General features: G+C 63.4%; 18 protein-coding genes and 1 tRNA gene. 8 read left to right on the top strand and 11 right to left on the bottom strand.

Annotated features, from left to right (window positions below):
• A partial coding sequence (locus tag G486_RS0106540) for a transposase (protein WP_027014820.1) occupies positions 1-313 on the top strand: 313 nt, incomplete at its 5' end.
• A 148-nt stretch (positions 314-461) separates the two neighbouring features.
• Here G486_RS0106540 and G486_RS0106535 read toward each other — a convergent pair.
• From G486_RS0106535 to G486_RS0106510, 6 genes are all read right to left on the bottom strand, one after another.
• Positions 462-536, bottom strand: a tRNA-Arg gene (locus G486_RS0106535).
• 87 nt (positions 537-623) lie between these two features.
• Positions 624-4754, bottom strand: coding sequence for a translocation/assembly module TamB domain-containing protein (locus G486_RS0106530; RefSeq protein ID WP_027014819.1), 4131 nt, complete (start codon positions 4752-4754; stop codon positions 624-626).
• 2 nt (positions 4755-4756) lie between these two features.
• Positions 4757-6664: an autotransporter assembly complex protein TamA gene (locus G486_RS0106525; RefSeq protein WP_027014818.1), complete on the bottom strand. Its 1908-nt coding sequence runs from the start codon at positions 6662-6664 to the stop codon at positions 4757-4759.
• A 4-nt stretch (positions 6665-6668) separates the two neighbouring features.
• Positions 6669-7856 carry a vWA domain-containing protein gene (locus G486_RS0106520; RefSeq protein WP_027014817.1) on the bottom strand — a complete coding sequence of 396 codons (1188 nt, stop codon included), beginning with the start codon at positions 7854-7856 and terminating at the stop codon, positions 6669-6671.
• A gap of 67 nt (positions 7857-7923) precedes the next feature.
• On the bottom strand, positions 7924-8616 hold the full coding sequence (locus tag G486_RS0106515) for a GNAT family N-acetyltransferase (protein ID WP_027014816.1): 693 nt from the start codon (positions 8614-8616) through the stop codon (positions 7924-7926).
• Positions 8617-8624: 8 nt separating this feature from the next.
• A complete protein-coding gene (locus G486_RS0106510) occupies positions 8625-9467 on the bottom strand; it encodes an AAA family ATPase (RefSeq protein ID WP_027014815.1) in 843 nt (280 codons plus the stop codon).
• A gap of 137 nt (positions 9468-9604) precedes the next feature.
• On the opposite strand from G486_RS0106510, the gene G486_RS0106505 reads away from it, so the two are divergent.
• Positions 9605-10285, top strand: a complete 681-nt coding sequence (locus G486_RS0106505; RefSeq protein WP_027014814.1) for a c-type cytochrome — start codon at positions 9605-9607, stop codon at positions 10283-10285.
• Between the two features lie 128 nt (positions 10286-10413).
• Here G486_RS0106505 and G486_RS0106500 read toward each other — a convergent pair whose 3' ends face one another.
• A complete protein-coding gene (locus tag G486_RS0106500; protein WP_027014813.1) occupies positions 10414-10848 on the bottom strand; it encodes a DUF1841 family protein in 435 nt (144 codons plus the stop codon).
• Between the two features lie 64 nt (positions 10849-10912).
• Complete coding sequence (locus G486_RS0106495) at positions 10913-11881, bottom strand: LysR family transcriptional regulator (RefSeq protein WP_027014812.1); 969 nt, start codon at positions 11879-11881, stop codon at positions 10913-10915.
• 165 nt (positions 11882-12046) lie between these two features.
• Between G486_RS0106495 and G486_RS0106490 the strand changes: the two genes are divergently transcribed.
• The 3 genes from G486_RS0106490 to G486_RS0106480 all read left to right on the top strand — a co-directional run bounded on the left by G486_RS0106490 (position 12047) and on the right by G486_RS0106480 (position 13684).
• On the top strand, positions 12047-12325 hold the full coding sequence (locus G486_RS0106490) for a DUF2798 domain-containing protein (protein WP_034386770.1): 279 nt from the start codon (positions 12047-12049) through the stop codon (positions 12323-12325).
• An 89-nt stretch (positions 12326-12414) separates the two neighbouring features.
• Complete coding sequence (locus G486_RS0106485; RefSeq protein ID WP_027014810.1) at positions 12415-13053, top strand: LysE family transporter; 639 nt, start codon at positions 12415-12417, stop codon at positions 13051-13053.
• Between the two features lie 166 nt (positions 13054-13219).
• Positions 13220-13684: a MaoC family dehydratase gene (locus G486_RS0106480; RefSeq protein ID WP_027014809.1), complete on the top strand. Its 465-nt coding sequence runs from the start codon at positions 13220-13222 to the stop codon at positions 13682-13684.
• A gap of 120 nt (positions 13685-13804) precedes the next feature.
• On the opposite strand, the gene G486_RS0106475 is transcribed toward G486_RS0106480, so the two are convergent.
• The 3 genes from G486_RS0106475 to G486_RS0106465 form a co-directional block, all read right to left on the bottom strand.
• A complete protein-coding gene (locus G486_RS0106475) occupies positions 13805-14107 on the bottom strand; it encodes a DUF4148 domain-containing protein (RefSeq protein WP_027014808.1) in 303 nt (100 codons plus the stop codon).
• Between the two features lie 158 nt (positions 14108-14265).
• Positions 14266-14766, bottom strand: a complete 501-nt coding sequence (gene trmL / locus G486_RS0106470; protein ID WP_027014807.1) for a tRNA (uridine(34)/cytosine(34)/5-carboxymethylaminomethyluridine(34)-2'-O)-methyltransferase TrmL — start codon at positions 14764-14766, stop codon at positions 14266-14268.
• A gap of 53 nt (positions 14767-14819) precedes the next feature.
• Positions 14820-15407 (bottom strand): ComF family protein, encoded by a 588-nt coding sequence (locus G486_RS0106465; protein ID WP_245587256.1) that lies wholly within the window; start codon positions 15405-15407, stop codon positions 14820-14822.
• A gap of 229 nt (positions 15408-15636) precedes the next feature.
• Here G486_RS0106465 and G486_RS0106460 point away from each other — a divergent pair, with 229 nt between their 5' ends.
• From G486_RS0106460 to ctaD, 3 genes are all read left to right on the top strand, one after another.
• Positions 15637-16533: a class I SAM-dependent methyltransferase gene (locus tag G486_RS0106460; protein ID WP_027014805.1), complete on the top strand. Its 897-nt coding sequence runs from the start codon at positions 15637-15639 to the stop codon at positions 16531-16533.
• 588 nt (positions 16534-17121) lie between these two features.
• Positions 17122-18312 carry a cytochrome c oxidase subunit II gene (gene coxB, locus G486_RS0106450; RefSeq protein WP_027014804.1) on the top strand — a complete coding sequence of 397 codons (1191 nt, stop codon included), beginning with the start codon at positions 17122-17124 and terminating at the stop codon, positions 18310-18312.
• Positions 18313-18342: 30 nt separating this feature from the next.
• Positions 18343-19980, top strand: a complete 1638-nt coding sequence (gene ctaD, locus G486_RS0106445; protein ID WP_027014803.1) for a cytochrome c oxidase subunit I — start codon at positions 18343-18345, stop codon at positions 19978-19980.
• Positions 19981-19985: the final 5 nt, after the last annotated feature.

Raw genomic sequence — 19985 nt, 5'->3', positions numbered from 1 at the left:
CAAGTGGGATGCCGACTACCTGCCCATCGGCCAGTCCTGGCGCAGAAGCTGGAGTCGGCTGACCCCGTTCTTTGATTACCCGCCAGAGATCCGCAGGGTCATCTACACGACCAATGCCATCGAGTCGGTGAACATGGGACTGAGGAAGCTGAGCAAGAACCGGGGCTCATTCCCCAGCGATGAAGCTCTGACCAAGCTGTTCTATCTGGCATTGCGCAATATCAGTCAGAAGTGGAGCATGCCCATCCGCGATTGGAAGGCTGCCTTGATCCGCTTTACCATTCAGTTCGGAGACCGTATCTCCGCCAACTGAAGTCCGACCCGTTTACACAAAAATTCGGACACGCCCTTTGTTGGTATGTCCATAGACCAACTGAGACAACGCTGGACAACAAAAAACCCGCAGCCTCTAGGGAGAGTGCGGGTTTTGAGAGGATTTGAGACTATCTGAGACCGTCAAATGGTCCCCCTGACAGGAATCGAACCTGTATCTAGCGCTTAGGAGGCGCTCGTTCTATCCATTGAACTACAGGGAGGCAGGCCGGTATTGTAAGCGGCTTGGCGGCCCGGCATTGGAGAGGCCGGCCTGATCCTAGGGCTCGATGAGGAACAGGCCAGCGTTTTCAGTCCTTGCGCACCGTGTAGATCAGGTCCACGGCGCTGGTGGTGCCGGTCTGGCCGCGCAGGGTCAGGCGGCGCGAGAGGTCGTAGAAGATGTAGAGCGTGCCCATGGCGCCCGACAGGCTTTGTTCGTAGGTCACATACAGATCTCGCGACAGGCGTTTGCCCAGGGTGAGGGCGGCGCCGCTGGCGTCGCCGTCGCCCGGGCCCTTGAAGCCTACTTCGTCCAGGCCCAGGCTGCTTCCCAGGTTGCCGCCGTTGCCTCCGCCTGCCAGCAAGGAGAGCGCGGCTTGCTGCAGCATGGCGCTTTCGGCGCCGCCGGCTGCAGGGTCGCGGCCCATGAGGACCCAGGAGAGCTTTTCGGCATCGGGCATTTCCGGCTCGGAGTACAGGGATACGCGCGGCGCGCTGGCCGATCCCTGGACCTGCACGCCTGCGCGCACGGTGATGTTCGGCCTGAGCGCGAGAATGTCCAGCGAGGGATTGTCATAGGGGCCATTGAAGCGGATGAGGCCGGTTTCCACGTCCAGCGCCTGGCCCCAGGCGCGGTAGCGGCCTTGTTCGGTGCGTATCTCGCCGGTGATGCGGGGCGGGCCGCCGAGCTTGCTCGGGCCCTGGACCTGCAGGCCGCCTTTCAGGCGCGTGGTGATGCCATAGCCTTGCAGCGCAAAGTCCGGGCCCAGGTCGAGCTTGACGAGTATGTCGGGCAGCTTGCTGGTCTGGGCCTTGGCCTGGTTGCGCTCGTCGGTTTGCTGCTGTTTGCGTGCGGCCTCCTCTTCGGCCTTGCGCGAGGCAGCCGAGTGCACGACCACGTCCGAGCCCAGAGAGGGCGCGGACTCCTCGGGCAGGATGATGGTGGCGCGATCGGTCTTGAGGTCGCCGCGCAGCGTGAACAGGCCTTGCTCCAGCCTGGCCAGCAGCTTGCCCGAGATGCTGACCTGGCGGTCGGCGCGCACCAGCACTTGCAGGGCCTTGGCTTCGGCCTGCATGTCCATGCTCAGGCCCGAGGACTGGCCGTCGGCTCCGGGCGGGTCCCAGCGCACAAAGCCCGAGCCCACAAGCTCGCCGCCATCACGCGGAGCCGAGGTCAGGTTGCCGCTATAGCCCGTGATGCGCGTATTGCTGCCGCGCCCGCCTTGCAGGCGCAGTTCGGTGAGGTCCAGGCGGTTGCCCTGCAGGCGTGCGCGCATGATGCCGCTGTGCAGGTCCACGCCGTCCAGGGAGGAGACGATGCTGAGCCCGTCGGCCGAGAGGTTGCCCTGCCAGCGCGGGTTTTGTCGGTCGCCGCTGATGCTGGCCTTGGCCTCGAAGCTGCCCGCAACACGCCAACCCGGCGGTGCAAACAGTGCCCAGATGCCTATGTCCGGCATCTTGGCATCGATCTGGCCGGAAAGCGGGGCTTTGTCGGGCCAGGCCCAGTTGCCGTTTTCACGGGCCAGGCTGGTGCGCAGGTCGGCGCTCAGAATGCCTGCGCGTTCGCTCTCCCAGTTGAACGTGGCCTGAACATTGCTGCCCTGGGCCTTGACTTGCAGTCGCGCATCTTTGATGCGCGAGCGCAGGCCTACGCCCTTGATGGTGCGTGTGCGCACCTGGCCGGGCTGTCTCGCCTGAGGGCCGCTGGTCTGGATGACCGTGGTGCCCGAGCCATCTTCCATGGCCAGGCGTAGATCGCCGGCCGCACGTTCGACCAGTAGTTCGGCCTTGAGGTCCTTGCCCGTGGTGTCCAGGTCCCAGTGGGCGTTGAAGCTCAGGTCGCCGCTGATGCCCTTGGAGGCGAGCAGTGGCTCTTCGGCCTGCAGGGCCAGACTGTCGACCCAGGCCAGGGGCAGGCCCTGGGCCTGACCCTTGCTCAGCAGGCTCCATTGGCCCGCAGACTGGGCCACACGGCTGTCTTCCCAGACCAGGTGGGCCGGTTGCTGTGCCTTGCCGGCATCGCGTTCGGGCGCAGGGGGTGTGATTTCCAGGCGGCCTGCGGAAACCGTGTAGGTGCTGCTGGATTTCTGGCTGCGCTGCATCAACTGCACGGGTTTGTCCGAGGACAGGCGCAGCTGCCAGGCGTGGGCCTTGTCGACAAACAGCTTGGCCTGAAGGCTCTCCAGAGAGGCCTGCCAGTCCTGGGCCGAGGCTTGGCGCCCCGTGGCCAGGCCGGCCGACAGGGCCGAGTCCAGCTCCACGCCCTGTTCTCCACGTCTGGCCTGGCCTGCGAGTGTGATACGGGCCTGCTCGGGCGAGCCCTGCAGGTTCAGGCGCAGCGCGGGCAACTCCAGCGCTTGCTCGGGCGCCGTGTCCGCAGCCAGGTAGCGCAACTGCCTGGCCTCAAGGTCCAGATTCAGTTGCAGCCCGCTGGCTGAAAAAGCCGTGCCGGGCGCAGCTTGCAGGCGTTGCATCAGGCCCTGCCAGCCGCCACGCCAGCTGGCATCCAGGTGGATCTGGCCTGCAAGCTGGGCTCCTGCCAAGGGGTTCTTGATGCCGGGCAACTGGCCCAGCCATTGGCCAAGGGCTGGCAGGGAGCCGAGTTCCAGGCGGGTCTTGCCCTGGCCCTGTGTGGGGCTGATATGCCCGTCGAGCGCGAGCTTGGCTCCTGGCACCTGGGCCTGCAGCGAGGTCTGCAGCTTTTGCTGTTCCAGGTCGTATTGCAGTGCGCGGCTGTGCACCGAGGCCTGCCAGGCCTCGATGTCCAGCTTGTTCAAGGTCAGCAGCTTTTTGTCCAGCTGGCCCTGGGTGCTCAGAGTCTGTATGCGCAGGCTGCCGGGCTTGCTGCCCTGTCCAGGGGAGCGCAGGTCCACGGAGAAATCGACTTGCTGTTCGGCCCTGGATTCGGCCTGCAGCCTGCCTTGCAGCAGTTGGGCATCAAGGCTGCTGTACAGCGCAGCAGGGTTGAGCTTGTCGACTTCGGCCTGGCCTGCAAACTGCTGGGTGGCAGGCTCGTAGTGGCCTTGCAGAAGAATGTGGCCGGAGCCCAGGTCCAGGCGCGAGTTCTCCACCTGCCAGCGGCTGCCGTCATAGCGCACCAAGGTCTTGAGCTGGTCCAGCGGCAGGCGCTGCTGGTCCCAGGGGCCGGGCAGGCTGTTGTGCAGCTCGGCCTGCAACTGCCAGGCCTGCTCTTCATGGCCGGGTTCGGGTGGCAGCGGGCCGGCTTGCAGCTTGCCACTCATGCCGGTGCGAGGACCGGGAGCCCAGAATGCGGCAACGTCGAGCTGCTCGAACTCGGCCAGGGCGCTCAGCAGGGGCTGGGCCTGCCAGGGTTGCACGCTGGCCTGGATGTCGGCGCGCATGGGGTCGGAGCTGCCGGGGCGGGCGCTGACATGGGCTTGCAGCTCCAGCTGGGCTTGTGCAGAGGCAAGATTGCCTTGCACGCTGGCCTTGGCCTGCACGGGGATTGCCGCCGAGGTCGTAGCTGTCTTGTCCTTGTCCTTGTCCTTGTCCTGATTCTGGTTCGCCGGTGCCTGCACCTGCAGATCACCCTGGAGCTCGGCCTTGAGGTTCATGGGCGCGAGTGCCTGCAATTGCACCTGGGCCTGGTAGCTGCCGTCGGCCCATTGGACATGCTGCACGTCCAGCTGGTGATGCTGGCCGTCGTAGTCATAGCGGCCCTGCAGGCCCAGCACTTCGGCCTGGGCCGGTTCCTGCCACTGTATGCGGCCTATGTCGAAAGGCACATGTATCTGCAGCGGCAGGGGCAGTTGCTCCAGCGGCTCCAGGGGCTTGTCCGGCTCGTCGCTGGGCTCCTTGGTGACGATCAGCTCGGCAATCCTGATCTCGTCCACCTGCAGCGTGCGGGACAGCAGGGGGCGCAGTTGCCAGCCCAGGACGGCATCTTGCAGCGTGACCTTCATGCTCGGGTTCTGCCATTGCAGCCAGCCAATCCTGCCGCCATGGCGCAGGGCTCCGGAGACATCGCGGCTTTGCAGGCTCTGGCCCTGGGGCATCCAGCGCGATGCGTAGTGCAGTGTTCTGGCCAGGGAGTCGGACTGGCCGCTCCACCACCAAGCTGTGCCGAGCAGGGCACAGAGCACCAGGATCAGGGTCACAAGCAGCCATAGCAGCACGCGCGGCCAGCGCCTGCGCCGGGGGGCAGGGGCGCTGGCCTGTTTGTCGGGGGTAGCGGAAGTGTTCAAACCGGAATCGACCATGTTCAGAAGTTAAAGCCCATGCGCAGATGCAGACGCAGCCGCTTGTCCTGCACGCCCCAGGCCAGATCGGCCTGCAGCGGGCCAACGGGGCTGCGCCAGCGTATGCCCGTGCCCACGCCCACGCGCATGTACATGGAGTCCAGGCGGTCTCCGACGGTGCCGGCGTCGACGAACAGCGCATGCTCCCAGTCCTGGGTGTTGCCCTTGATGACGATGGGGCGCTGCCACTCCACGCTGGTCACGGCCATGTAGCGTCCGCCTATGACCTGGCCGTTGTCGCTGCGTGCGCCAATGCTCTGGTAGCCATAGCCGCGCACCGTGTTGTCGCCACCGGTGATGAACAGCTGGGTCATGGGGATTTCTGCATCCTCGCGCGCAATCACGCTGCCGCCCGACAGGCGCAGCGCAAGCCGGCTGCGGCGCTTGGTTTCGGGGTCGCGCTCGTCCATGGGGATGAGGCTGAGCCAGCGGCCCGTGAGGCGCCCGAAGGGCGTGCGCTCGGGCGTCAGGGTCGTGCCTGCGCCGACTTCCCAGGCAAAGCCGTAGCCCGAGGTGGGCAGCAGGTTGCTGTCGAAATAGCGTCCGGTCCAGCCGTAGTTGGCCGTGATCGAGGAGCTGGCCGGCGGTGCATCCACGCCCTGGTTCTTGGCGTAGTCGTACTGCAGGTAGTAGTTGCGGTCTATGCGGTCCTCGGCCTTGGTCCGGCCTGCGCGCAATTGGGCGCTGTTGACGTTGTAGTCGCCAATGGGCGCGCGCTCGGCCTTGGCGCCTGTGAACCAGCGCCACAGGTTCTCGTCGGGCAGGGCCGTCCACTGCGTGGAAAGCAGGGGGTTTTTCTTTTCCAGCTGCAGTTTGGTGACCGCGCGCCAGCCCAGCCAGGGCAGCTTGTTGTGGGTGTGGTCCACGCTCAGGCGCGGGCCGGTGTCGGTGCTCATGCCCACACCGAACACCCATTTTTGCAGCTTGGCCTCGCGCACCTTGGCGATCACGGGCGAGGTCACGTGCTCGCCCTGGCCTTCAATCGCCGAGGCGTTGTCCTCGGCGTTTTCGCCCAAGGTCGGGACATCGGCCAAGGTCAGAAACACCGAGTCGTAATAGCCGCTGCTGGCCAGGCGCTGCTGGGCATCGAGCAGCAAGGCCTGGTCGTACTCCTTGCCTTCGGCCAGACGTGCGATGCGGGCCGTGCCCACGGCGTCGTAGCGCTCGGCGCCTTCTATGCGCAGTGGCCCGAAGGTATAGGCCGGGCCGGGTGCGTAGGCCACGCTCACGTCGGCCTTGTGGGTGTCGGCATCGATGTCGGCCAGGCTTTTGTCTATGCGCGCCAGCGGATAGCGCCTGGCCTGCAGCGTGCGCAGGCCCTGGCTTTTGGCGCCGCTCCAGGCGGATTGGGTAAAGCGCTGGCCTTCGCGCAAGGGCCACTGCCGCTCGATCGCCTGGCGCTGTTCGGCGCCGCCAGGGTCGCGGGTGTTGGCGCCCACAAAGCTCACGGAGCTGCTGGCAATGGTGGCGGCCTCGCCGGGGTCCACCTTGACCGTGACCTGGCGTGGTGCATCGGCCTCGGGTGTTTCCTTGACCTCGACCGTGACCGTGGGGCTGAAATAGCCCAGCGTGCCTATGAGGTCGCGCACATTCGCGTCGGTCGCGCCCAGCAGGCGCAGCAATTCCCGACGCTGCAAGTCGGACTGAAAGCGGTAGCGCTGCAGCTCCAGGTGCTTTTCCAGCAGCTCGCGAATTTCCTTGGGCGCATCGACCTCCAGCGAGAACACGGGTTTGCCGCTGCTGGCCGCGAGCGCGGCATCTTCGTCTTTTTCTTTGGGCGACAAGACGCTGCAGCCGCCGAGCATCAGGGACAGGCTTAACAATAACGCCGACCCACGGGCCGGCGTTATTGCGGGAGGGAACTTGGGCATGCCGCTATTTTGACAGCAGCCGCATGGCCTCTTCCAAGCCCTTGAGCGTCAACGGGTACATCCGGTTGCTCATCAGCTGCTCGATGATGCTGATGCTTTGCCGGTACTGCCAGACTCCCTGGGGCTCGGGGTTGATCCAGGCAAAGCGCGGAAAGGCGTGCGTCAGGCGCTGCAGCCACTCGGCGCCCGGCTCCTCGTTCATGTATTCCACGCTGCCGCCGGGCTGCAGGATTTCGTAGGGGCTCATGGTGGCGTCGCCCACGAAGATCAGCTTGTAGTCCTTGTTGTATTTGCGAATGATGTCCCAGGTGGGAAATTTTTCGGCAAAGCGGCGGCGGTTGTTCTTCCACATGAAGTCATAGACGCAGTTGTGGAAGTAGTAGAACTCCAGGTGCTTGAACTCGCTTTTCACGGCCGAGAACAGTTCCTCGACGCGCTGGATGTGCTCGTCCATGGTGCCGCCCACGTCCATGAGCAGCAGCACTTTGACGTTGTTGTGGCGCTCGGGAATCATCTTGATGTCCAGATAGCCGGCATTCGCCGCCGTGCTGCGTATGGTGTCGGGCAGGTCCAGTTCCAGCTCGCCGCCTTCGCGCGCGAACTTGCGCAGCCGCCGCAGGGCGACCTTGATGTTGCGCGTGCCCAGCTCCTGCGTGTCGTCGTAGTCGCGGTAGGCGCGCTGCTCCCAGACCTTGACCGCGCTTTTGTTGCGCCCGGGACCGCCGATGCGCACGCCGGCCGGGTTGTAGCCGCCATGGCCGAAGGGGCTGGTGCCGCCCGTGCCAATCCATTTGTTGCCGCCTTCGTGGCGCTCTTTCTGCTCTTCCAGGCGCTTCTTGAGCGTCTCCATGAGCTCGTCCCAGCCCATGGCTTCGATGGCTGCTTTCTCCTCGGGGGAAAGCTCGCGCTCCAGCAGTTTTCTAAGCCAGTCCTGGGGGATGTCGCGCGTGAGGTCGGCCACCATTTCCACGCCCTTGAAGTAGGCGGAGAAGGCGCGGTCGTATTTGTCGTAGTGCTTCTCGTCCTTGACGAGCACGGTCCGGCCCAGGTGGTAGAAATCGTCCAGGCTCCAGGCGTCTTCGCTCCTGGGGCCGACGACTCCGGCCTGCAGGGCCTCGAGCAAGGTCAGAAACTCCTTGACCGAAACGGGCAGCTTGGCAGCACGCAGGGTATAGAAGAAATCGATCAGCATGTCTTTAAAAAAGGAGCGCTTAGCGCTTGTGTATAGGGTATTTCAGCATGAAAGTTGCTTGAAATGCTTATGAGTCAAGCGCATGCAGCTCCAATTGAGATAGCAGCTGAGCCCGGGACTCGGGCCACTCGCCGCTGCGCAGGCTGTACATCACGGTGTCGCGTATGGTGCCGTCGCGGCGCATGGCGTGGCCGCGTATCACGCCGTCCTTTCTTGCGCCCAGGCGCTCGATGGCGCGCTGGCTCGCGAAGTTGAAGTTGTCCGTGCGCCAGCCCACCACGTGGCAGTTGAGCGTATCGAAGGCATGGCCCATGAGCATGAGCTTGGCCGCCGTGTTCACATGGCTGCGCTGCGCGCTTTTGGCATACCAGGTGTAGCCGATCTCCACGCGGCGCACCTCGGGCAGTATGTCGTGGTAGCTGCTCGTGCCCAGCACCTGGTCGGTGGCGTCGTCGAGCACGGCAAACGCAAAGCGCTGGCCGCGCGCGCCCTGCTCCAGCGCGGTCTGTATATAGGCTCGCACCTGATCCGGCTCGGGCGCCGAGGTCACGCGAATGCGCCAGAGCTCGCCGTCCTGCACGGCTGCACGCAGGCCCGGTTCATGGGCGAGTGTCAAAGGCTCCAGGCGCACGCCATGAAAGCGCATCACCACGGGCTGCACAAAGCCCTGGTGGGCCAGGGCGCCGGCGGCGGCCGTGGTCGTGACCTGGCCGGTAAGGGTGGGCACGCCGCGGGAGTTGTGGTGGTCGCCGCTGCTCATCGCTGGCCTCAGCGGTTGCGCTGGTTCATGAAGACCAGCTTTTCGAACAGGCTCACGTCCTGCTCGTTCTTGAGCAGGGCGCCGACCAGGGGCGGAACCGAGACCTTGCCTTCCTCGCTTTGCAGCGCGGCCACGGGAATCTCCTCGGCCACGAGCAGCTTGAGCCAGTCGATGAGCTCGCTGGTCGAGGGCTTTTTCTTGAGGCCCGGCAGGTTGCGGATGTCGTAGAACACCTTCATGGCGGCGGACAGCAGTTCGGCCTGCAGCTTGGGGAAGTGCACGCCCACGATCTGGCGCATGGTGTCGGCGTCGGGGAACTTGATGTAGTGGAAAAAGCAGCGGCGCAAAAAGGCGTCGGGCAGTTCCTTTTCGTTGTTCGAGGTGATGAAGACCAGAGGGCGGTGCTTGGCGCGGATCATCTCGCGCGTCTCGTAGCAATAGAACTCCATGCGGTCGATCTCGCGCAGCAGGTCGTTCGGGAACTCGATGTCGGCCTTGTCGATTTCGTCGATCAACAGGGCCACGGGCTGCTCGGCCGTGAAGGCCTGCCAGAGCACGCCCTTGATGATGTAGTTGTTGATGTCCTTGACCTTCTCGTCGCCCAGTTGCGAGTCACGCAACCGGCTCACGGCATCGTATTCATACAGGCCTTGCTGTGCCTTGGTCGTGGACTTGATGTGCCACTGCAGCAGCGGCATGTTCAGGGCCTGGGCCACTTCCTCGGCCAGCATGGTCTTGCCGGTGCCCGGCTCGCCCTTGACCAGCAGGGGGCGCTGCAGCGTGGCGGCGGCGTTGACCGCCAGCATCAAATCCTGGGTGGCGACGTAGTTTTCGGAACCTTGAAATTTCATGTGCGGTATCAGCGTAAGTATTGATGGGGGACTTCAAGCCTGCAACCATAATGGTTTGCGCTAGGACTCGCATTCGGCGAAGGCATTTGGCAGCCCTCAGAACTCTGTAAGAACTCTTGAAGGATTGTGCGCGCAAAATGACAAAAACTTTGACCACGGTATGGGCGCTGGCTGTCGCATCAGTGACCGCAGCGGCAGGCAGCATGGCTCAGGCCCAGCAGATTCAGGGCAGCGCCAAGGCAGGGGAGGGCAAGATCGCGATGTGCATAGGCTGCCATGGCATACAGGGCTACCAGGCCAGTTTTCCCGAGGTGTACAAGGTGCCCATGATCTCGGGCCAGAGCGCACCCTATATCTCTGCCGCCCTGCAGGCCTACAAGAAGGGCGAACGCAGGCACCCGACCATGCGCGGCATTGCCGATTCGCTGAGCGAGCAGGACATGGCCGATGTGGCCGCCTATTACGCCGAGCATGGCCAGGCCAGGGCGGCCGCCGCAGCACGCGAGCCCAGCGCCCAGGTGGCGGCCCTGCTGCAAAAGGGGGCCTGCGTCTCCTGCCACGGCGAGGGCTTTGCCAAGCCCATAGATCCCAGCTACCCCAAGGTCGCAGGCCAGTATGCCGACTATGTGTATGCGGCACTCAAGTCCTACAAGGTGGAGAACAATGCCCATGTGGGGCGCAGCAATGGCGTCATGGCCGGCATTGCCAAGCAGTTCTCCAACAGCGAGCTCAAGGCCTTGTCCCGCTACATCGCCAGCCTTGATGGCGAGCTGCAGACTGTGCCGCAGCCGCACTTCAGGTTGGGGAAAAAGGATTGACCCCTTCAACGGCTGCACGCGCCGCGCACTTCAGGAAATCCACGGGTCGGCTGCAGTGTGCGGCCCGTGGAATGGGCGCCGCTTCAAACCAGAGATGGCTAGCCTGAGCCGCCAGGCGACTCAGGAGGTCAGTCTTTTGTCGCGCGGCGCTGCACGCCCGCCACATAGGCCTCGCCGTCAGGTGGACGGCCCGAGCGCTGGCTTTCCCAAAGCATCTGGCCTAGGCACTCCATGGCTGCGTGATGGGCATCGTGCAGGGAATCCAGACGCCGGCTCAGCAGCTCCACGGCCTGGCGTATGCCGCGCGGCTGGTCGATGCTGCATTGCTCGCTGATGGATAAGTGCATGGACAGGTGCAGAAACGGATTCGTCACGCCCGGCGTCTCGTCGTAATTGCGCGCCAATGCTGCGTCCAGGTCGGCCAGGTCTTCGAAATACTCGGGATGCTCGGCAATCCACAGGCTGGCCAAAGTCTCTATGGCCTCCATGGGCGCACCGCTGATCATCTTGGTGCGCACGCCGCAGAAAAAGCGCCGTACATCGGCTTGGGTGGGGTTGAACATCGTGGGGCGCAGCGTAGCACGCAGGCTTGGAATGGCGCGCGGGCAAGGATATTGCTGCGCCTCTTCACGAACGGCTGTGCAGCGGCGGCTGGGGCTGTAGCTTGGGTTGTAGGGGCAGGGTTTCCAGCAGATAGTCGACCAGGGCCCTGACCTTGGCAGGCACGTATTGGCGATCACGAAAGCAGGCGAAGAAATCCAGGGTTTCTTCTTCGAACTGCAGGGCAGGCCCTGTCTCCGAGGCCGGCGCCGGCTCCACGGGCAGATAGACCAGACGGCCCTGGCGCACATGTTCGTGCACCAGAAAGAATCCCGCCCAGGCAATGCCGGCCCCGGCCACAGCCATCTCGACCAGGGCATCGATGTCGTTGGCAATGGCCGCGATGCGCAGCGGCGGGTCCACGCGCCGCCCTTCGCTGTAGAAAGGCCAGCGCATGATGCGCCCGTCCATCTCGCGCCGGTACAGCAGGCAACTGTGCTGCAGCAAATCTCCGGCTGTGCGCGGTCTGCCATGGGCCTGCAGATAGGCGGGTGAGGTGTACAGCCGGCGCTGCACCGAGGCCAGGGGCCGCACGGCCATGCCCGGCTCCAGCACATCGCGGTAGCGCACGCTGATGTCCACATCCTCCTTGAGCACGTCCACCTGCCGGTCCACATTCAGCAACTCCAGCGACAACTGGGGGTGGCGCGCGGCAAAGGTCGGCAGCAAGGGCGCCACCAGATGGCGGCCAAAAGCAGCCATGCAGGCAATGCGCAGCCGGCCCTGCAGCTCTCCATGCAGCAGCGACAGGTCGGACTGGGCCTTTTCCAGCTCGTCAAGCACCGGCGCCACGCGCGCCAGATAGCGTTCGCCGGCTTCGGTAAGCGCCATGGAGCGGGTGGTACGGGTCAGCAGGCGTGTGCCCAGCTCACGTTCGAGCCGTGCAATGTTCTGGCTGGCCGCTGCCGGACTGATGCCCAGCTGGCGCGCTGCCGAGGCGATGGAGCCGCCCTCCAGCGCTTTGACGAAGGTTTCTATGGCGCGCAGATTCGGCATGTATTGTGATGGATGGATTGATGGATTCGTAAATACAAGTTATGAGTCTAGCAAGACGTCCAGAGCTACCGCTGAGGCCCTTGCTTGCGTACAGTCTGCCCATTCGCTTGTGGCCTGGCTTCTGGCCCGCGAACCTGAACCGTGAACCCGAATAGTGATCGATTGATGAAAAATACCTCCATTCCTTCTTCTCAGCCCGGTGCCGAGCGCACCCGTCGCAAGCTGCCGCGTGCCTATGCGCCCGTGGTGTTTGCCCTCTATATGTCGGCCATCATGGCCTTGCTGATGTGTGCAGCCATCGTCGGCATCAACAGCGGCCTGGGTGAGGGCTATCTGCAGCGTGTGCTGGGTGCCTATGTATTTGCGATGCCGATTGCCTTTGCCTGCGTGATGCTGGTGCGCCCGCTGGTCACGCGCATGGTGGCGGCGACCGTGGATATCTGACTTCGCCCGCGGTTGCGCTCCAGCGGGTCTGTGTAGAGACCGTGAACACGTTCTAAGATCGCGGGCTGTTGCGTATTTCGAGGTGCTTCATGGATTGGCAGACTTGGCTCGGGTTTTTTTTGGCGTGCTGGATCATTGCGGTGTCCCCGGGCTCGGGCGCCGTGCTGTCCATGAGTCATGGGCTGTCCTATGGGGTTCGCAAGACCAGCGCCACCATCTTCGGCCTGCAGCTCGGCCTGCTGCTGATCCTGCTGATTGCCGGCGCGGGCGTGGGCTCGCTGTTGCTGGCTTCCGAATGGGCGTTCAACATCGTCAAGGTCGTGGGTGCCTGTTATCTGATCTATCTGGGGTTCAGCCAGTGGCGCGCTGCAGGCTCGCCCCTGGATGCGCAGGAATCCATGCCCGCAGTCAGCGCGCGCAAGCGCATGCTGTCGGGCTTTTTGACGAATGCGACCAACCCCAAGGGCATCATCTTCATGGTCGCCGTCCTGCCCCAGTTCATGAGTGCCAGCCGGCCGCTGTGGTCCCAGCTGCTGATTCTTGCGGCCACCATGCTGGCCGTGGATACCGTGGTCATGCATGGCTATGCGGCCAGCGCCAGCGTGCTGCGCGGGCTCATGCGCAGCAGCCGTGCCCGGCGCAACCAGAACCGGCTGTTCGGCGGCCTGCTCATGGCCGTGGGCACGGGTCTGTTCTTTGTGCAACGCAGTTCTCAGGCCGCGCCCTGAAAGCTTTTGGCTCGGGACTCTAGGGGTAAATCCTGAAGCACCTTTATTGATAGCGCCTAGCGCTTGCTGGACAAGTGCCAGGCCTTGATTTCCTGCCTACTCTCCAGGGCTGCAGCCTGTCGCCGTTCAGACAAGCTTTGAAGTGTCTGCCCCCTACATTGAAGATATGAAAACTTTTAGTTCCTATTCCCAAGTGCTTGCCTGCGTAGGGCAGGAAGTTGCCGTCAGTGACTGGATCACGATCACCCAGGAGCAAATCCAGTTGTTTGCCGATGCCACGGGCGACCAGCAGTGGATCCATGTGGACCCCGAGCGTGCGGCCAAAGGGCCGTTCGGTGCGCCTATCGCCCATGGCTTTCTGACCCTGTCTCTGCTGCCGCGCTTTTTTGAAAGCAGCTTTCGCATCGAGGGTGCGCGCATGGGGGTGAATTACGGCTTGAACAAGGTGCGCTTCACATCGCCTGTGCCGGTGAACAGCCGTCTGCGTGGGCGCCTGACCTTGCAGCAGGCCGAGATGCTCGAGCCCGATGGCCTGCAGATGACCTGGTTGGTGACTGTGGAGCGCGAAGGTGGCGACAAGCCGGTCTGCGTGGCCGAGTCGCTGACGCGCAATTACGGCGCTGCAGTCTGACGTTTGCGCTTCTGAGAGCGCGTAAATCGACGTTGAAACAGCCTGCAACGGCCGCCTCTTCACCGGGCGGCCTTTGCAGGCTGTTTCTTGTAGGGCCCCTGGATCAGAGGCCGAAGGCTATCAGCCGCCGTAGTTGAGCTTGCCTTGCTTGAGTGCTGTCGCGGCTTCCTGGCTGACCTGTGTGCGGGTCAGGTTGCTGGTCTGGGCCTTGGCAACCGAGGGGGCAGGGGCAGGAGACTCGCTGATATCGGGCAAGGTGTTGTTGGCGCGCGCAGCCTGAAAGTCTGCCGCCACTTGTGCGTGGGTCAGCGTGCTCGCAGAGGAGGGCGTGGCGGGATATTCACCATCACGGAAGTCTGCATGGGCGGCGAAAGCGGATGCGGCGAGGGCTGCGAGTACGGCGAGACGACGGGCGTTGTTCATGATCGTTCCTTTAGCGTTGAAACCTGGGCTTGCAACCGCGGCAGGGATTGCTTTGGTTGGCCCATGTGTCCAATTTATGACGATCTGGAATTGGTGAAAACCCTTGATTTGGCAATGCGCTATTGTCGTTTCAGCAACAATTGAAGTGATGACCTGCTTCAGGTCTGGATGCCTGGGAGCTGAGGTCGGGCAAGCGCTGGTGCAAAGCCGTTCTGGCGCCAGGCCTCGAAAACGGTCACGGCCACGGCGTTCGATAGATTGAGGCTGCGCTGGCCGGCCAGCATGGGCAGGCGCAGGCGCCGGGCTGCGGAAAACTGCTCGCGCAGCTCGGGCGGCAGTCCCTGGCTTTCGGAGCCGAACACCAGCCAGTCTCCTGGCTGGAATTGCATGGAGTGCACAGGGCTGCTGCCGCGTGTGGTCATGGCGAACATGCGGCTGGTTTCGGGTTGGCACTCGTGGAGAAAGGCCTGCCAGCTTGCATGACGGCGCACCTGGGCATACTCGTGATAGTCAAGGCCTGCGCGGCGCATGAGCCGGTCTTCCATGGAAAAGCCCAGGGGCTCGATCAGGTGCAGGCTGCAGCCCGTATTGGCCGCAAGCCGGATCACATTGCCGGTATTCGGTGGAATCTCCGGTGCGACGAGAACGATATGAAACATGGGGCGTATTGTCGCGCGCCGTCCGGGCGCTGCCTGGGAATGTGAACACGCTCTTATGGCGTTCGCGCCACGACCATCGCACTCACCTGGCTGGCCCCTGCGCGCAGCAGGCAGTCGGCCAGTGCATGCAGGCTGGCGCCCGTGGTCATGATGTCGTCCAGCAGCAAAAGCTTGCGGCCCGCGATCTGCGAAGCCCGGGCATGGTGTACCGAGAACACGCCGCGCAGCTGGCGCAGGCGCTGGGCGCGTGGCAAATCGTGCTGTGCCTGGCCGGTGTGCAGGCGCAGCACGGCTTGGGACAGCAGTCTTGCCCCTGTGGCGCGTGCCAGTGGGCGGGCCAGCAGCAGGCTTTGCTGAAAGCCGCGCTCCTTGAGACGCTGGGACGACAAGGGCATGGGAATCAGCCCATCGCACTCGGCGAGCAATTGCCTGGCCTCCGGGGTGGCCAGCAGCAGCCCGGCCAGGCAGCGCGCCAGGCCCGTGTCGCCACGGAACTTGAAATCGGTCAGCAGGCTGCGCCATGGATAGGCGTAGTCGACGGCGGCCACGCAGTGTTTCAGCAAAGGAGGATGGCGCAGGCAGGCTCCGCAGACGGCTGTGCCCGCAGGCAGGAGCTGGGCGCAGCGGCTGCAGCGTGCCATGGGGGTGGCCCATTGGGCGCAGCAATCGGCGCAGATGCGCTGAGTGGGCCAGGCATGGCAGATCGCACATTGGCTGGGAAGGACTGCCAGCCAATGGGAAAGCCATGCGTGGCCTGGGTAGGACATGAAATCAATATACTCGCCGCGCCACGGTATTGCGTGGCTGGTACGCGCCGCGCCGCGTTTTATGCCAAGGTAACGGCCTTGCCAAGCCCTGAATCAGTTTTCCATGTCCGACCAACTGCCCCCCACCATAGACCCCGTTGCTGCGAGCCGCTGGCAGCGGTGCGGACCTGCGGCCTCGCCATGGCTGCATGAGGAGGTGGGGCGGCGCATGCAGGAACGGCTGGACTGGATCGTCAAGCCGCCCGCAAACTGGTGTCACTGGGAGCCCGTGCGCGGCGGTATGCAAACCCACGAGCTGCTGCGCCAGCGCTATCCCCAGGCCTCATGCCAGGTGTTCGAGCCAGAACCTGCGCGCGAGGCTCTGGCGCGCGAGCGCCTGGGCGTGCGCTGGTGGCAGGCCGCGCGCTGGACCGCAGGGGCCACGCGTTTTGCGAAGCCCGAGGCCGGAGGCGTGGACATGCTGTGGGCAAACATGGCGCTGCACATGGCGGCCGATCCCCAGGCCCTGATTGCCGACTGGCACCAGGCCCTGGCCGTGGATGGCTATGTGATGTTCTCCTGCCTGGGGCCGGATACGCTGCGCGAGTTGCGCAGCGTATATGCAGCCCTGGGCTGGCCTGCATCGGGCCATGAGTTCACCGACATGCATGACTGGGGCGACATGCTGGTGCATGCGGGCTTTGCCGAGCCCGTGATGGACATGGAGCGCATCACGCTGACCTTTGCGACCCCGGAGCGCCTGTTGCTGGAGCTGCGTGAGCTGGGGCGTAATTTCCATCCCGGGCGTTTTGCAGCCCTGCGCGGCCGAGGCTGGAAGCAGCAATTGCTGGATGCCCTGCAAAGCCGCTTGGCGGGGCCTGACGGGCAATTGGCGCTGAGCTTCGAGATCGTCTATGGCCATGCCTATAAGCCTCAGCCACGGGTGCGGCTGGAAGCCAGCAGCTCGGTATCGCTGCAAGACATGCGCGCCATGCTGAGTGCACGGCCTGCGTCTTCCTGAGCTTTCCCGGACTTCAGGCCTGGCTTGCCCATCACCGCCAAGCCCGGGTTTGCGATAGGTCAAATCCACTTTTCAGGTGAATGATTTGGCGCGACTCTGACTACAATTTTTCCTAGCTTGAGACGACAGCTTTTCCCCGGCCCTCTCCCTGGTCGGAGAAGAGATAAATGGCCCAAAGGGCCGCTAGGGAGAAGACTTGGTGTTTCGTTTTGCCACGATGGCAGCCCAACGGTTCCAGGGGCTGCGAGTCCGCGAGTTTCATCATCCAAGCCATGGTCCGGTGCCGAGGCTGTCACCAGTGCTTCTGCCGTCTGTGCAGCAGCTCTCCCTTCTGATCTTTGTGTATTTGCGCTCGCGCCTCATGGGCTGCGGGCGTTTGCTGTTGGTGGTTTGCGAAGCTTTGCTATTGGTAATTGCGCGCAGCTGCCAATGCCTGGCTTTCATGCATGCTGGCAGATGCAGGCAGCGCCGGTGCAGTCCCCATGCTGGGCCGGTATTGTTGGAGTGAGGAGCTTGTTGCCATAGGCCCTAGAGCCGAAAGCAGTCGCAGCGAGTGGACAAACCGAGGTCTTAATGCAAGTGAAAACGATGAAAAGCATTTACACCAAGCTGGTCTCCCTAGGCTTGATGGCCGTGGCCACAATGGCTTGCATGGCGCATGCGGCAAGCGATTTGCCGGGTGGTCCCGCCGTGAATCAGCTCAACCTGCATCCTGCGGTGACTCGCATTGCCCATGAGCAGCATTTTCTGCACTGGATGATGCTCACGATCTGCATCGTCATCTTCATCGGTGTGTTCGGCGCGATGTTCTATTCGATTTGCAAGCATCGCAAATCGCGCGGCGCCAAGGCTGCGAACTTCCACGAATCGGTGACCGTGGAGGTGGTCTGGACCATCGTGCCCTTCATCATCGTGATCCTCATGGCCCTGCCTGCGACCAAGGTGCTGGTTGCGCAGAAGGACACGACCAATGCCGATCTCACGGTCAAGGTCACGGGCTACCAATGGAAGTGGGGCTATGACTACATCAACGGCGATGGCGAAGGTCTGAGCTTCATCTCCACGCTGGACAGCAGCCATCGCGCGATGTCGGACAGCGGCAATGTATCCCAGGCACCCAACGACTACCTGCTCAAGGTCGACAACCCCCTGGTCGTGCCCGTGAACAAGAAGGTGCGCATCATCACCACGGCAAATGATGTGATCCACTCCTTCATGGTGCCGTCCTTCGGTATCAAGCAGGACGCCATACCGGGCTTTGTGCGCGACACTTGGTTTCGTGCCGAAAAAACCGGGGACTACTACGGCCAGTGCGCCGAGCTTTGCGGCAAGGAGCATGCCTACATGCCCATCCATGTGAAGGTGCTGTCCAGCAAGGATTACAAGGCCTGGGTCGAGGCCGAGATGAAGAAGCTGGCCGCCAAGCAGGACGATCCCAGCAAGGTCTGGACCTTGAGCGATCTTGTGGCGCGCGGCGAGAAGATCTATGCCGCCAACTGCGCGGCCTGCCACCAGGCCAGCGGCAAGGGGGCCGGGGCCATCAAGCCGCTGGACGGCAGCGCCCTGGTGCAGGGCGCGCCCGCCGAGATGATGCACGTGGTGCTTGAGGGGCGTGCCAATGGCGCCATGCCGGCCTGGAAGCAGCTCAACGACACCGAGCTCGCAGCCGTGGTCACGTTCACCAAGAACCACTGGACCAACCAGACCGGCCAGGTCGTGCAGCCCGCCCAGTTCGTGGCCGCGCGTGCGGGCAAGTACCCCGAAGCCGCCGCCCAGTGAGGCCCATCAAGAGCTATTGGAGATAAGAGCATGAGTGCCGTACTTCCCAACATTCGCAGCCCTGAGGGTCAGAGCCATGCACACGACGATCACCACCATGCCACGCCCACGGGCTGGCGCCGCTGGCTGCTCGCAACCAATCACAAGGACATAGGCACGCTCTACCTGCTGTTCTCGTTCACCATGCTCATGGTGGGCGGGGTGCTGGCGCTGCTGATACGCGCCGAGCTGTTCGAGCCGGGGCTGCAGATCGTCAACCCCGAGCTGTTCAACCAGCTGACCACCATGCACGGGCTGATCATGGTGTTCGGCGCCATCATGCCGGCCTTCGTGGGCTTTGCGAACTGGATGCTGCCGCTGCAGATCGGCGCTTCGGACATGGCGTTTGCACGCATGAACAACTTCAGCTTCTGGCTGCTGATTCCCGCGGCCATCATGCTCATTGGCTCGTTCTTCATGCCGGGCGGTGCACCCGCTGCGGGCTGGACGCTGTATGCGCCGCTGACGCTGCAGATGGGTCCGTCCATGGACACCTCGATTCTCGCCATGCACATCATGGGCGCGAGCTCCATCATGGGGGCGATCAACATCATCGTCACCGTGCTCAACATGCGCGCGCCCGGCATGACGCTGATGAAGATGCCCATGTTTGCTTGGACCTGGCTGATCACGGCCTATCTGCTGATCGCCGTCATGCCCGTGCTGGCCGGCGCGATCACCATGACGCTGACCGACCGCCACTTCGGCACCAGCTTCTTCAACCCTGCCGGCGGCGGCGATCCGGTGATGTACCAGCACATCTTCTGGTTCTTCGGCCACCCCGAGGTCTACATCATGATCCTGCCGGCCTTCGGCATCGTGAGCCAGGTCGTGCCTGCGTTCAGCCGCAAGAAGCTGTTTGGCTATGCGTCCATGGTGTATGCGACTTCGTCCATCGCCATCCTCTCCTTCATCGTCTGGGCGCACCACATGTTCACCACGGGCATGCCGGTCACGGGGCAGTTGTTCTTCATGTACGCCACCATGCTGATTTCCGTGCCCACAGCCGTGAAGGTGTTCAACTGGACGGCCACCATGTGGCGCGGCTCCATGACCTTCGAGACGCCCATGCTGTTTGCCGTGGGCTTCATCTTCGTGTTCACCATGGGCGGCTTCACGGGGCTGATTCTGGCCATGGCGCCCATTGATGTGCAACTGCAGGACACCTACTACGTGGTCGCCCACTTCCACTACGTGCTGGTGGCGGGGTCGTTGTTCTCCATGTTCTCGGCCTATTACTACTGGGCGCCCAAATGGACCGGTGTGATGTATTCGGAGACGCGCGGTCGCATCCACTTCTGGGGCTCGCTGATCACCTTCAACATCACCTTCTTCCCCATGCACTTCCTGGGCCTGGCCGGCATGCCGCGTCGCTATGCCGACTATCCGATGCAGTTTGCGGACTTCAACATGGTGGCTTCGATAGGCGCCTTCGGCTTCGGTCTGATGCAGGTGTATTTCTTCCTGTTCGTGGTGTTGCCTGCGATGCGCGGCAAGGGTGAGAAGGCACCGCAAAAGCCCTGGGAGGCGGCCGAAGGCCTGGAGTGGGAGGTTCCGTCGCCCGCGCCTTTCCATACCTTCGAGACGCCGCCCAAGCTCGATGAAACGGCCACCAGGGTCATTGGCTGAGCCCG

Origin of the sequence: Comamonas composti DSM 21721, assembly GCF_000429845.1 — a bacterium.
Lineage (GTDB): Bacteria > Pseudomonadota > Gammaproteobacteria > Burkholderiales > Burkholderiaceae_C > Comamonas > Comamonas composti.
Note: the sequence above shows the minus strand (reverse complement) of the source record. Positions and strands in the feature narration are given on the sequence as shown.

Excerpts from the sequence above, each read along its gene's own strand:
- G486_RS0106525 (WP_027014818.1), bottom strand. The coding sequence starts at position 6,664 with ATGCCCAAGTTCCCTCCCGCAATAACGCCGGCCCGTGGGTCGGCGTTA.
- G486_RS0106510 (WP_027014815.1), bottom strand. The coding sequence starts at position 9,467 with ATGAAATTTCAAGGTTCCGAAAACTACGTCGCCACCCAGGATTTGATG.
- G486_RS0106495 (WP_027014812.1), bottom strand. The coding sequence starts at position 11,881 with ATGCCGAATCTGCGCGCCATAGAAACCTTCGTCAAAGCGCTGGAGGGC.
- G486_RS0106530 (WP_027014819.1), bottom strand. The coding sequence starts at position 4,754 with ATGGTCGATTCCGGTTTGAACACTTCCGCTACCCCCGACAAACAGGCC.
- G486_RS0106515 (WP_027014816.1), bottom strand. The coding sequence starts at position 8,616 with ATGAGCAGCGGCGACCACCACAACTCCCGCGGCGTGCCCACCCTTACC.
- G486_RS0106490 (WP_034386770.1), top strand. The coding sequence starts at position 12,047 with ATGAAAAATACCTCCATTCCTTCTTCTCAGCCCGGTGCCGAGCGCACC.
- G486_RS0106485 (WP_027014810.1), top strand. The coding sequence starts at position 12,415 with ATGGATTGGCAGACTTGGCTCGGGTTTTTTTTGGCGTGCTGGATCATT.
- coxB (WP_027014804.1), top strand. The coding sequence starts at position 17,122 with ATGAAAAGCATTTACACCAAGCTGGTCTCCCTAGGCTTGATGGCCGTG.
- G486_RS0106465 (WP_245587256.1), bottom strand. The coding sequence starts at position 15,407 with ATGGCACGCTGCAGCCGCTGCGCCCAGCTCCTGCCTGCGGGCACAGCC.
- G486_RS0106480 (WP_027014809.1), top strand. The coding sequence starts at position 13,220 with ATGAAAACTTTTAGTTCCTATTCCCAAGTGCTTGCCTGCGTAGGGCAG.
- ctaD (WP_027014803.1), top strand. The coding sequence starts at position 18,343 with ATGAGTGCCGTACTTCCCAACATTCGCAGCCCTGAGGGTCAGAGCCAT.
- G486_RS0106460 (WP_027014805.1), top strand. The coding sequence starts at position 15,637 with ATGTCCGACCAACTGCCCCCCACCATAGACCCCGTTGCTGCGAGCCGC.
- G486_RS0106505 (WP_027014814.1), top strand. The coding sequence starts at position 9,605 with ATGACAAAAACTTTGACCACGGTATGGGCGCTGGCTGTCGCATCAGTG.
- G486_RS0106475 (WP_027014808.1), bottom strand. The coding sequence starts at position 14,107 with ATGAACAACGCCCGTCGTCTCGCCGTACTCGCAGCCCTCGCCGCATCC.
- G486_RS0106520 (WP_027014817.1), bottom strand. The coding sequence starts at position 7,856 with ATGCTGATCGATTTCTTCTATACCCTGCGTGCTGCCAAGCTGCCCGTT.
- trmL (WP_027014807.1), bottom strand. The coding sequence starts at position 14,766 with ATGTTTCATATCGTTCTCGTCGCACCGGAGATTCCACCGAATACCGGC.
- G486_RS0106500 (WP_027014813.1), bottom strand. The coding sequence starts at position 10,848 with ATGTTCAACCCCACCCAAGCCGATGTACGGCGCTTTTTCTGCGGCGTG.